Origin of the sequence: Veillonella sp. 6_1_27, assembly GCF_000163735.1 — a bacterium.
Taxonomy (GTDB): domain Bacteria; phylum Bacillota; class Negativicutes; order Veillonellales; family Veillonellaceae; genus Veillonella; species Veillonella parvula_A.
Genome location: NZ_GG770216.1, coordinates 170,450 through 182,440, shown reverse-complemented (window position 1 = coordinate 182,440; position 11,991 = coordinate 170,450). Strand labels below are relative to the sequence as shown.

Annotated in this window: 7 protein-coding genes and 1 CRISPR repeat array; of the genes, 1 reads left to right on the top strand and 6 read right to left on the bottom strand. The window is 38.3% G+C overall.

Going from position 1 to position 11,991, the window contains the following annotated elements:
• Nucleotides 1–3: 3 nt before the first annotated feature.
• A complete protein-coding gene (locus tag HMPREF0874_RS04675; protein ID WP_004698313.1) occupies nt 4–576 on the bottom strand; it encodes a hypothetical protein in 573 nt (190 codons plus the stop codon).
• 273 nt (nt 577–849) lie between these two features.
• Here HMPREF0874_RS04675 and HMPREF0874_RS04670 point away from each other — a divergent pair, with 273 nt between their 5' ends.
• The gene (locus tag HMPREF0874_RS04670; RefSeq protein WP_004698119.1) at nt 850–2,268 is read left to right on the top strand and encodes a sodium:solute symporter; all 1,419 of its coding nucleotides are present in this window, start codon (nt 850–852) and stop codon (nt 2,266–2,268) included.
• Between the two features lie 569 nt (nt 2,269–2,837).
• On the opposite strand, the gene purB is transcribed toward HMPREF0874_RS04670, so the two are convergent.
• From purB to HMPREF0874_RS04645, 5 genes are all read right to left on the bottom strand, one after another.
• Nucleotides 2,838–4,181 (bottom strand): adenylosuccinate lyase, encoded by a 1,344-nt coding sequence (gene purB / locus HMPREF0874_RS04665; RefSeq protein ID WP_008601976.1) that lies wholly within the window; start codon nt 4,179–4,181, stop codon nt 2,838–2,840.
• Between the two features lie 1,572 nt (nt 4,182–5,753).
• Nucleotides 5,754–6,879: a CRISPR direct-repeat array (repeat unit 35 nt; unit sequence GTTTCAATACCGTAAACGGTAAGTACTGTTGCAAC).
• 434 nt (nt 6,880–7,313) lie between these two features.
• The gene (locus tag HMPREF0874_RS04660; RefSeq protein WP_008601973.1) at nt 7,314–9,569 is read right to left on the bottom strand and encodes a hypothetical protein; all 2,256 of its coding nucleotides are present in this window, start codon (nt 9,567–9,569) and stop codon (nt 7,314–7,316) included.
• 116 nt (nt 9,570–9,685) lie between these two features.
• On the bottom strand, nt 9,686–10,222 hold the full coding sequence (locus HMPREF0874_RS04655) for a hypothetical protein (RefSeq protein WP_008601971.1): 537 nt from the start codon (nt 10,220–10,222) through the stop codon (nt 9,686–9,688).
• Nucleotides 10,223–10,248: 26 nt separating this feature from the next.
• On the bottom strand, nt 10,249–11,196 hold the full coding sequence (locus HMPREF0874_RS04650) for a DNA-processing protein DprA (RefSeq protein ID WP_232197512.1): 948 nt from the start codon (nt 11,194–11,196) through the stop codon (nt 10,249–10,251).
• Nucleotide 11,197: 1 nt separating this feature from the next.
• Entirely contained in the window at nt 11,198–11,860 is a 663-nt protein-coding gene (locus HMPREF0874_RS04645) for a phosphoribosyltransferase (RefSeq protein WP_232197511.1), read from the bottom strand.
• Nucleotides 11,861–11,991: the final 131 nt, after the last annotated feature.

Here is an 11,991-nt window from a genome sequence, read left to right as displayed (position 1 = left end):
ACCTCATTGGGCCACAATATCATCAAAATGCTGCTGATATACAGATACAAACATAGCATCCGCTATATCATATATAATAGTATTATTACGGTTAAGTGGGACCTTACGCGTATCGTTTACATAATGCATTGGCTTTGTCGCCCCATCAAATGTATATCTCGCTACATCTACCCCTGTCATAGCTAAACCAGACTTACTTTCACTAGCCTCAATCAAAGCCAGCATAGACGGGCTCGGATTCATGATACGAGACGAATGAATAAGTGTCGCTAACGAATAGTTAGTATCATAATCCACGGTGAGCTGTCTCTCATTGATGATAGATTGATAAGACGTATCCATCACAATATAGTAAGTCCCGCGCAAGGAATACTGTGGCGGTGCATAGCGTAGGGCCTCAATCGAATAAGTGTTTAAATAGATATACAAGCCACCACTCTCTATGGGCCCATTAATCGACTGAGAATAAACAAGCTTAAACTGTGGCGACGTTTTCAATTCCTGATAAGTAATTGCCTCTGTAGGCATGGTGAAAGCCAGCAACACAAGAGCTAGCATCAAAATACGTTGAATCATAAAAACCTCTCTCAAAAAATGAATCTTGTCTCTCAATAAAATAAGCACAGTCTTATTAACATAAGTATACTATGCAAACAAGGCTGTGCCTATGATTAATAATTTTATATTTTAGTTCCTAATATATATACATTCTCCAACGTTCCAAGAAACTCCTCTTTGTATTTTCCCCAGTTTTTATGGATAATTAAACTATACTTGATATATGCACCGCAAGTAGTAAGGGTGATTTAGTATGAATCTCTAGATAGTGTAAATTTTTGGAGGTGTCATATGGATTCTCTGACTATTATTTGGGTTATTGTTTGCGCCTATTTATTACTGAATTTATTAGTCGGCGTGTATTGTCATATTCGTGTAAAAGATAGTACTGACTATCTACTCGCAGGTCGTCGTATTGGGGTTCTTATGACGGCAGGCACATTAGCGGCTACAGAAATCGGTGGTGGGAGCACCGTAGGTGTAGCAGCGAAAGCGTATGGTTCGTGGGGCTTATCTGCAGGTTGGTACGTCGTATCTGCAGGGATTGGTGTTATTCTCGTTGCTTTCATCGCACCGCTTTTACGGCGTGCCATGGCAACAACTGTACCGGAGATCATCGGCCGTCGCTTCGGCGCGTCCAGTCATCTCATTACTTCCATTCTGTCCATGCTGGCAACAATTACACTAGCAGGCGTACAGATTACAGCAACTGCAACCATTATTAGCGTTCTCACCGGACTTTCAACAGAGCTCGCCATCCTCATCTGCGGTGCGGTACTCGTAATTTACACCATGTCCGGCGGTATGTGGAGCGTAACGATGACAGACGTTATCCATTTCTTCGTTCTCGTTGGGGGCTTCTCCCTCGCGGTGCCGTTTGTGTTGCACAATGTAGGTGGCTGGGAATCGGTAGTGACAAAATTGCCACCTGAACAGCTAGGCTTTACAAAGGTGGGTTGGAAAACCATCATCGGCCTTGTCATCATGTACTTCATGACATTCTCCACAGGGCAAGAGTCAGTTCAACGGTACTTTGCAGCGAAAAATGAAAGAACGGCCGTTCTCGGTTCTATCATTTGCGGGATTATTATGGCTCTATTCGCCTTTGTTCCTGCCGTATTAGGCCTTGTAGCATTAGCTGAATTCCCCGGAATTGAAGCCAACAATGCAGTGGCAACGGTAGCACTTAACCTCATGCCTCCAGTAATGGCGGGCTTCGTTATGGCCGCTGTCGTATCGGCCACACTTTCATCAGGCGCAGGCGACCTATTAGGCGCCGCAACTGTATTTACCAAGGATATTGTGGAACATCATTTTGGTAAAAGCCTCACCGATGATCAGCTCACTAGATATAGCCGTCTATGTGTGCTATTCCTCGGTATCATCGCTATCATAATCTCCCTCGTAAGCAAAGCCATCATTCCGATGCTCGTATTTGCTTTCACAATGAGATCCGCTGGCCCATTCGCCGCATTCCTACTTGGCCTTACTTGGAAAAATGCAACAGCTGGCGCTGGCATTTGGTCCATCGTGCTCGGCTCCATCGCAGGCGTGTACTGGGAATTCGTTGGCAACCCATATGGCATTATGTCCATCATCTTCGGTTCCATCGTCAGCCTCATCGTCTTTGTGGCTGTGGTATTTATTGAAAGATCCATGGGTAAACCACCGGCTCCACCGGCTATACCTGATGATGTAAAAGAAGTATAATCAATTTATTATAATCTGTAACTTAATAATAGACTTAAAAGTGCTATAAAATTACAATTATAAAACCAAAAACTCCTATCGGTGAAAGCCAATAGGAGTTTTTCTTATTTTACAACGACATCATCAAACTATGTGCCATATACATGTTCATCATAATTTGACGATATATCATAACCTTATTATAATATAAGAAGATAGTCAGACGAGTAACTACATCAAACTCATCTCGGAATTGAAAAAAGATTAGGAAATGGCCTTTCAGTTATCTAGTTACACTAGGCAACGGAGGGCTATTTGTCTTTTGTGAGACAAATAAGCGCTATTAATGCCTCAAAGGCAATAACAACCGTTATTACCTGTAATAAGAGCATGATTATTTCATAATCACTCATAGGCTTATCCCTCCCTTCGATGACGAAGAGAGGCCCAACCTCATCTAACTATCCTAGCTCTATTATAGAACGAACTAATATACGATACAATAAGGAACGAATAATAGAAATATACAGATAAATATATAAGGAAAGCCCATCTTAGGACGGGCTTTTTAGTATTCATAGGATAGTGATTTATTTATATTTTTGTAGTACTCGATCTGCAAATTGAACGGCTAGACCAAGGTAGTTATGAGGGTCCAACATATAGTCGATTTCTACTTCTGTAAAGGCTTCCGTAACCTCTGGTTCAGCCATCAAGGCATCTTTCATTTGTGCTTCTTCTTCATAGGCTTTCATACATGTACGGTAAACAATAGAATGTGCTGTCATACGGCCCAAACGAGGTGCCAAATGCATCATGATACATTCGCTCATCATCAAGCCACGTAGTTTGTATAGATTTTGCTCCATATGTTTTGGATATACAATAAGATTTTCTAATACGTCTTTAGATTTTTCTAAAGCAGCAGCCAATAATTCACAGGCTCTTGGGATAGATTCCCATTCTGTTAATAAACATCCCCAATCGCGTTCATTTTCACAAATCATGGCTTCTGCAATACCAGGAGCAATGGTACGCACACTACGACAAACAGCGATAATGTTTTCTAATACTTGAGGATTACGTTTATGTGGCATAGTAGAGGAACCAACTTTACCCATGAAGAACGGTTCTTCTAACTCAAGAATTTCTGTACGTTGTAAGCTTAAAATCTCATGAGCGATGCGGCCTAATGTACCGGCACATAAAGCTAATGTACTAGCAAACTCTGCTTGGCTATCTCGAGCAACATGCCAGGAGATGGTCGGTTGACCGAGCCCCAAAATTTCCATCATGCGTTGTTGTGTTTCTAAGCCTTTTTCTGGTTGTGATGCTAATGTACCAACCGCACCAGACATTTGACCCACAAATACACGTTTTTCAATCTCTTCTAACCGTTGAATATCGCGCCCTAGTTCATCTGCCCATACAGCTACTTTATAACCTAATGTAATCGGCAACGCATGAATAACATGAGTACGACCACACATAATGGTATCTTTATATTTTTTTACAAGATTAAGTACATGTTGTTGGCACACTTTCATATCTCGTAAGATAATTTGGTATGCCTCTTTCTCTTGCAAGATAAGACCTGTATCGACAATATCTTGGCTTGTGGCTCCCCAATGGACATATTCGCCTGCATTATCTGGTAGGATTTCTTTGAAAGCTTTCAACAATGGAACAATAGTAATAGAGGATTTATAAAACTCGCCAATCTCATCAATATTAAGAGCCTTAGCATCAGCATACTTAACGATATCTTCAACTTGAGTTTTAGGAATCACACCGAGCTCACCTTGCGCCTGTGCAAGAGCTGCCTCGGTATCTAACCATTTCTGTACAAGATTTAGATCGCTAAATACATGTCTCATTTCATCAGTACTAAATAATGCACCAAACACTTTACTATCGATTACTGTGCTTGCCATAATATGCGCCTCCTATTCTCCAACTATATCATCGAATTACACACCATACACATTCACATATGCGGTTTGCCAAGAGTATACCTAATGCAAATTATGTTGCTTGAATCACTATACTTTATTATACATCTTATCATTAAATTTAATTATCAGTACTCAAAAATAAATCCGTTTAAAAATACTAATCTAATACAATTGTACATATTCATCTTAATTTGATGATATACCTTTATCTCTATCATATTAAAAGATAGTCAGACGAGTCGTAACGTCAGGCGCATCTCGAAATCGAAAAAAGATTAAGAAATAGCCTTCCGTTATCTAGTTAAACTAGGCAACGGAAGGCTATTTGCTTTTTGTAAGGCAAATAAAGGATACTAGGGGTCCCAAAGCAATGACAATAATCAGTTATAAATAGTGAGTGAAACCTCGTTACCACCAAAGAAAATAAATTCACCATGACCAATAGAAAATGGCAAATGATATTTATCCTTTGAAAGCTCCCCAATCCCATACACACTAAATAATAAATATAGTTACTTAATATATTATATATTATAAATATCACTTATTTTATTTCAATAATCCACCCTTCATTCCAAGAGAGAAAGTAACAAAACCTTAAGTATTTATAATACAAGACAATTAAACCCCTAGATTATACATAAGGCACTACCTACAATAATAAGGTAGTGCCTTTCTGTCCCCTAAAAGGGATTATTTAATTTAACGCCTTAGTGAAGCAAGAAGTTACCTTGTCAGAAATGTCGAACTGTTTCCGTCCCCTCATGGGGATTATTTAATTTAACTGGTTAGTCGTAATGAGTGCGGATAATTTCTTCCGTATCTATAAGTTTCCGTCCCCATCAGGAGATCATTTAATTTAACGCTACATTCTTATGGGTATGTTAGTTTACCATACCGTAAAAAGGTTTCCGTCCCCATCAGGGGATCATTTAATTTAACCAACTGCAATGGAAAAAGCTGAACATACATGTATTGGACAATGGGGTTTCCGTCCCCTAATGGGGATTATTTATTTTAACCCTATCTTTGGAACAACAGATATTTGCTGGTTCCAAAATACAAAAAACGGCGAAGATTGTAAATCCACCCCAAAAGGCACTTTAGCGAGCTAAAATAATGCCGTTTAACCGCACCACTATCGAAACGGCGCAGTTTTTGTTTTCCAAAGGTTAAAACTACCTATATTATATCATAAACAAAAGAAATAGAACCATTAGCTCTAATACAATAGATCTATAAAGATATTATACTAACACTAATGATTCTATTAATATACCGTACATACCACAAACAGTTAGAGCTTTTGCAACTTTAAAAATGTTTAGACCTTGAAAACCCAGACCGTATGGTTTCAATACCGTAAACGGTAAGTACTGTTGCAACGATAGCACTAACATTCCTCATTTGAGTGGTCAAACTGTGCAAGGTTTCAATACCGTAAACAGTAAGACTATTACCTCATCACCTCTGTTTTACCTTCACTTCGTTCAGGTACTTGAGATGTGCGGCCCTCATCGTCGCTCTGCTCCTCTGCTGTCTCGCACCCTTCTGCGCATACCGTAAACGGTAAGTACTGTTGCAACTGAAGAAGAATCCGAAGAAGATGAAGATTCTGAAGAGTTTCAATACCGTAAACGGTAAGTACTGTTGCAGCTATTATTATTTATATCATGATGAGGAGGAAGAATCATGAAAAGTTTCAATACCGTAAACGGTAAGTACTGTTGCAACGCGTAACCCTAAAGCTTATGCAGAGTGGCGAGAAAAGTTTCAATACCGTAAACGGTAAGTACTGTTGCAACATTTGTAACTCCAAACCCTAACCCAGCATTCAACCGTTAGTTTCAATACCGTAAACGGTAAGTACTGTTGCAACTTGAGTCAACATATATTAATTTCCTACCCGTTTTTTTAATGTTTCAATACCGTAAACGGTAAGTACTGTTGCAACACAAACAAGAAAGGGAAACAAGGCGATGGATTATATGGTTTCAATACCGTAAACGGTAAGTACTGTTGCAACCGAAGAAATAGTACAAAAAGCAATCAGATCACATACTGTTTCAATACCGTAAACGGTAAGTACTGTTGCAACCATAAACCAAACAATCGACAACGGAAATATTTTTGAACGTTTCAATACCGTAAACGGTAAGTACTGTTGCAACTTAAGAAGAACGTTGAAGAAGCTAATGGCGCTCCTCAAGTTTCAATACCGTAAACGGTAAGTACTGTTGCAACTATAGATCGGGATTATGCTAAAAAGAATCAAAGTGAGTTTCAATACCGTAAACGGTAAGTACTGTTGCAACAAACGTACTCAGTTATTATTAACACCGCTAGGCGGTAGAGTTTCAATACCGTAAACGGTAAGTACTGTTGCAACGTTAAAAAATCTTACACCACATGAGGTAAAAATATTTAAAGTTTCAATACCGTAAACGGTAAGTACTGTTGCAACTCAACTATTGCAACTCTTATTAAAGAAAATGAGTAAGTTTCAATACCGTAAACGGTAAGTACTGTTGCAACACTCCATTGAAGCTGCCAAAACTTGGATGCGTGAGTTTCAATACCGTAAACGGTAAGTACTGTTGCAACTATACATTAATTTTATCTGGGTTTATATTCATACCCCAGTTTCAATACCGTAAACGGTAAGTACTGTTGCAACAGCATGCCTCAGAAGGCCAGTATTCATGGGGCTTAAAAATAGGTTTTAGCAAACCTCACACCATAAACGGTCAGATTAGACTCCCATGGGATTAAAAATGCCGATGAGCATAGGTAAATACTGGTGGTAAATGATTTTTCTAAGGTTATAGTAATTATAAGGTTTTTCATATTTTGCGTCAATATTTAATTCATTTTCTTTTCATTATATTTTAAGGAAATACTATTAATAAAATTTTGATAGTTAATTTTTTTCAATAAATAGTTTAAACAAAAGAACCCTCCTAACGTTTTGTTAGGCGAGTTCTTTTATTCTTTAAGGCATAAAGATCATAACTATATAGTTATGTTTTAGGCTCATAACCTTAATCTATAAATAAAATTTTGTATGGAAATCTTTATAAAAATAGGTATATAAATTTTTCTATATAGTCTCTACTTATACATATAAAATACATACTTATCTAATGTTTTTTTGTATTCTTCTATCGTTTTATAGGTCACGGTACTATCTTTAATCCAATCTTCAAATTTCAGATCTGGTCCACTATAACCAAAGTCTTTGTAGGTCTTCCATATGCCACCATGTTGTTCTTCGTATTGTTCCCAACGTGCTTCGCCAAAAGAAGCCATGGAAAGGGCTTTGTGATAGTGTTCTTTTGCTATTTCTATATTTCCTAACGATTCATTAACTTGAGCTATTAAATAGCAGTCGAAGAAAGGCCATGTATATCCATTAGGTGCGTTCTCCATAGGTTCTTTCTTATTAGGAAGAGCCATATCAAATTCTTTTTTATATTTCTCGGCTCGTTGGATATCTCCAAAGTGAACAGCTAGTTTAATCATATAGTTAGCACATAGCTCATAGTCATTTATGCTATAGAAAATAGGTATATAGTCCTGTTGTTCCCATTGATTTGCTATTTCATTCCAAAATTCTTTATCAATATCATTTAAGTAGAACGTCCACAACGCTTTCAGCCATAAATAGAAATCTCTGTTAGAATAATTTTCACAATATTTACCATTTTCACCGTATAACAGTATATTCTTTTGTACTTTGTAGTCTGAATCTATCCCCAATATTGGTGGATATAGTTCTTTAATATACCGTTCATAGCCAGGTTGATTATTGGTTTCTACATAATAATGTAGCAAAGCATAGCGTAAATCTTCTATATTAAAAGCATGTTCTGGATCGTCTAAATTCTCAAAAATAGAATCTATATGTTCTTTATACAAAACTGGGTCTTGCTGTTGCATAATCATTAAATCTTGTAGTATTGCCTCTATTCTTTCATCGCCTAAACAAGCATAGGCTAGTGCTCGATACCACTGAGATATGCGAGATACTTTCACCAAATACTCAACTTGCCAAGTATCTGTCGCAGAAATTTGTACCTTTGCAAGTTGCACATCTAACTTGTCTACAATCGGTAAAATATCGGCATACATGTGTCTATTAAAAGCATGTCGACATGCATCAATCATACAATAAAATGTACAGCACAGGCGAACGTCTAGAGTTAGTACAGTTGCTAAGTCTTGCTGCTTATAAATGTCTCGTCCATCTATCTTTTTTTCACATATTTCCTCAAAAATAGACTGCACTGCCTCATCATAGGTGAGTATAAAGTTAAGATAGTCCTTACGCTGCTCATTTTGAGGAGATAACTGAACTAACAGTTTCTCTCGTGTGAGGTCTTTTACAAGGTTATCAAGTAAAGGTCCTACAAGATATTGTTTCTCATAGCCGATTACCCCATCGTCATAGGATGGAAACTCATCATTATAAACGTTAAGAATCTGTAAATAATCATGTATAGCATAGGCATCTAATATTTTATCTACCCAAATATTACATTCATCATAAATGGATATGCTAAAACATCTATTGTTAATCATAAAGCACTTATGTAAACTACAACACATCTCACAGACAAATGGATCCTCTGTTAAAGCAGCTAACTGTTCACTCTCTGTATCACCTTCCATTGCTTGTACCATGTAAGCACCAAAGGCATCAGCGATTAATAGGAACTCTGTATTAATTATCGTAGGTTCGTCCATGGTATGGGTATTGGAAATTGAGGAAACCGACAATGGAGATGGTACTGCTTCACGCTCGAGATCTTCCAAAATCTGTTGAACTGTTGTGACAGATAAGGGGGTATCAATATGAAATGCACCATCTAAATAACCAAAAAAAGTATCTGGTTCAAAGAAGGCCTTTAAAAAATATCTAAGCATATGATCGAATATATACTGAGCCTCCTCTTTAGAAGATTGATGTGTTGGGAATAGCATATCCCTACCTCGATAGCTTTTATACATAGGATAAATAGTATAATATCCATCACGAGGTTCAGATAATAATGGTTCCCCATTATAGGTACCATGACTAATAAACTCTGGCAAACAATTGATAATTTCTGTTCGCAACTCCTCTATAGGCTTTCCCCAGTCATTGCAAAGTGCTTTTACAAAAGCACGAATACGTTTACACTCTAAATCATAACTTTTTCGAGCTACCTCCACATCCTCTTGTTCATCCTCTAGGAAACATCGATCTGGTACATAATAATCCAAAGCAAGCAAAAATGTCGTTGTTTCTTTTCCTTCTATAGGTGGAAACAACGATGGTCGAATAGCATTAAATATACCTGTTGTACTTAAGGTTAAAAATCTCATAAATCCTCCCCGTGCATAATACTACATAAAAACAAACTCTCTTTATTCAAACGGTTTAACATATAACAGCTATTTGCTCAATTATTACATTAAATCTTATTTCTCTATTTAATACCCTATGCAACTGTTTCCACTTTCACTTCAACAGCCATTACGGTCATACCTAGCTTTCGTAGGTGGTTAATAACCTCAGGATTATCTTCGTGAAAGCATAGTTCCTCTGGTTCACAGTCAAAGAGCACACAGAAATCTTGCACCGCATGGGATATATCGTTCTCTGTTTTATTGCTAAAGCGTATCGCTCTATAATCAGTGACCATATGGTGTCTTAGCAACATGCGTATCCGTTCAGGATTAGCCGCTGTCCATAAGGCACATCGCTCTCTGCCATATGTGCTGAGCACACGAGCTACAGAGGAATTCAATTGAGACATATCTAAGTGGCTTTCTACATATGATTGTTTTAGGGTAGCGATATGAACTAAGTCATACTCTGACAGCTGTGGATACCATTCCTGTACGATTTCACGAGTAATACGTGGCACGACCTTATGAGGTTCTAATGCCATACATGCCAAAGCGTGTACATAGCCAGCTGTATTTAATTCATCAGTAAAGACCAATGTATTATCTACATCTACAATGTGAAACATGAGAACCTCCTTTAGTCATATACATATCAAAATAGTTTTTGCTGTGCCTCTAGAGCTGGATTTACAAGGCCTACTAGGTCATCCACCGTTACCGATGTATACCCCGCAGCACCTACCACACTTGGAATTGTCACTAATTGCCGCGCTTTTTGTCGTGAAATCAAGTTACGGTTCAGTTTCATCTCTAACACTTCGCTATCTGTCGTTTCATCGTACATAGCACAGGCAAGATGTCCGTAAGAATATGCTTTTCCCATAGCATGGCGGGATCCACTGTCTCCATCACGGCCTTCATAGCTTGCGATGAGCACTACAGCCTTGGCAAATAACGCTTGCAACCGATCTCGCTCTACATAACGATTAATCGCTTCATTACGACTACGTGGCCCATTGTAGTATTCAGAAATAACAAGACCACCTTTTTCGATAATTTGATGAGCCATGTCCCGATGGTCTGCCGGTGAAATAGCATTTAATGGTGATGGCAAGATGGCAATTGTTTTTCCTCCGTAATCCATACAAACGGTATGCCCAATAGCATCACAACCTTTTGCAAGGCCGCTCACAATATGCTGACCGCGCTGTACTAATTGCTCAACAATCTTACTTTCACGAGCCATGATGTCCTCGTTCGGCGTTGTGTAACCAATAACAGCCACATTCCGATTCAAATCACTCAACAAAGACAAGTCACCCTTATAAAACAAGAGATACGGACGATCCCCTTTAGGAGCGCTTTCATTAATAACTGGAAAATCCGCATCAAAGCAGCATACAGCACCGTCCATCCAGTCCATGTCATCTACCGCAACGGATAGGTCATGCACTACATCATCGATGTTTGGAATATCGCTCATCATAGTGAGGAACTCATCCTCTGTTTTCCAGTTATCATGAAAGCTCTTTCTCGTTGTAATGCGACTCGTCGTATTATGGACGGCCCAGATTTTTAAAGCTATCGGTGAAATGTTCATATTATGCCCCTTTTCTATAAGAAGAACGACGGTAGGTGTATGCCACAGCATAGAATACAACACGAGCTGCGCCCGCATCATATAATGCCTGAATACAATCCTCATCAACGTTCACTGTTTTTGTATAAATATCATCAATTAAAATAACCGTTTTGTCTCGAACTACATCGGCATTGATATGACAAGTGTCATTTGTAATCCCCACATAGGGCTCGCTACCACAATTATCAAATCCTGGCAAATTTTTATGAATATGTGTTGTCTTCGTATTTGTATGTCGCATAATACAACTGATGCCATCTGTGATACCTGAGTATCCGTTGGCCTGTAATATTCTGACACACTCTTGCACCGCATCGCGGAAGCCCAACTGGTTAGGTGACATAAGGGCTTTAGATCTAGGTACAACGGCAACAACCGCCTCCTCAAGCTTTTCAGCCTTCATGATATCGGGTATATCCCTTTTTACTCTATCATACACTTCCTGACGGGCAGATTTTAGGACACTAGGACAATAGTTGTTCAATGTATTTTTTAAGGTATTAAGAAAATCAGGATTTCCAGGCTCACGAAAGCGCAAATACAAGTCACGATAATAACCAACACAGTCACGAGATAAATATTCATTGCTAGATAAAGTAAAACGTCTAATTAACTGTTCCATATGAACCTCCATGTATAAAAACTACATAATTATTGTTAAACCTGTGGAGTGCCCATCACTCAATTTCAAACCGTCAAGGACGGTCTCCAAACAAAGGAGATTTATGTATATAGAGAGGAGAAAATTTATTT

Excerpts from the sequence above, each read along its gene's own strand:
- HMPREF0874_RS04655 (WP_008601971.1), bottom strand. The coding sequence starts at position 10,222 with ATGTTTCACATTGTAGATGTAGATAATACATTGGTCTTTACTGATGAA.
- HMPREF0874_RS04650 (WP_232197512.1), bottom strand. The coding sequence starts at position 11,196 with ATGAACATTTCACCGATAGCTTTAAAAATCTGGGCCGTCCATAATACG.
- HMPREF0874_RS04660 (WP_008601973.1), bottom strand. The coding sequence starts at position 9,569 with ATGAGATTTTTAACCTTAAGTACAACAGGTATATTTAATGCTATTCGA.
- HMPREF0874_RS04645 (WP_232197511.1), bottom strand. The coding sequence starts at position 11,860 with ATGGAACAGTTAATTAGACGTTTTACTTTATCTAGCAATGAATATTTA.
- purB (WP_008601976.1), bottom strand. The coding sequence starts at position 4,181 with ATGGCAAGCACAGTAATCGATAGTAAAGTGTTTGGTGCATTATTTAGT.
- HMPREF0874_RS04670 (WP_004698119.1), top strand. The coding sequence starts at position 850 with ATGGATTCTCTGACTATTATTTGGGTTATTGTTTGCGCCTATTTATTA.
- HMPREF0874_RS04675 (WP_004698313.1), bottom strand. The coding sequence starts at position 576 with ATGATTCAACGTATTTTGATGCTAGCTCTTGTGTTGCTGGCTTTCACC.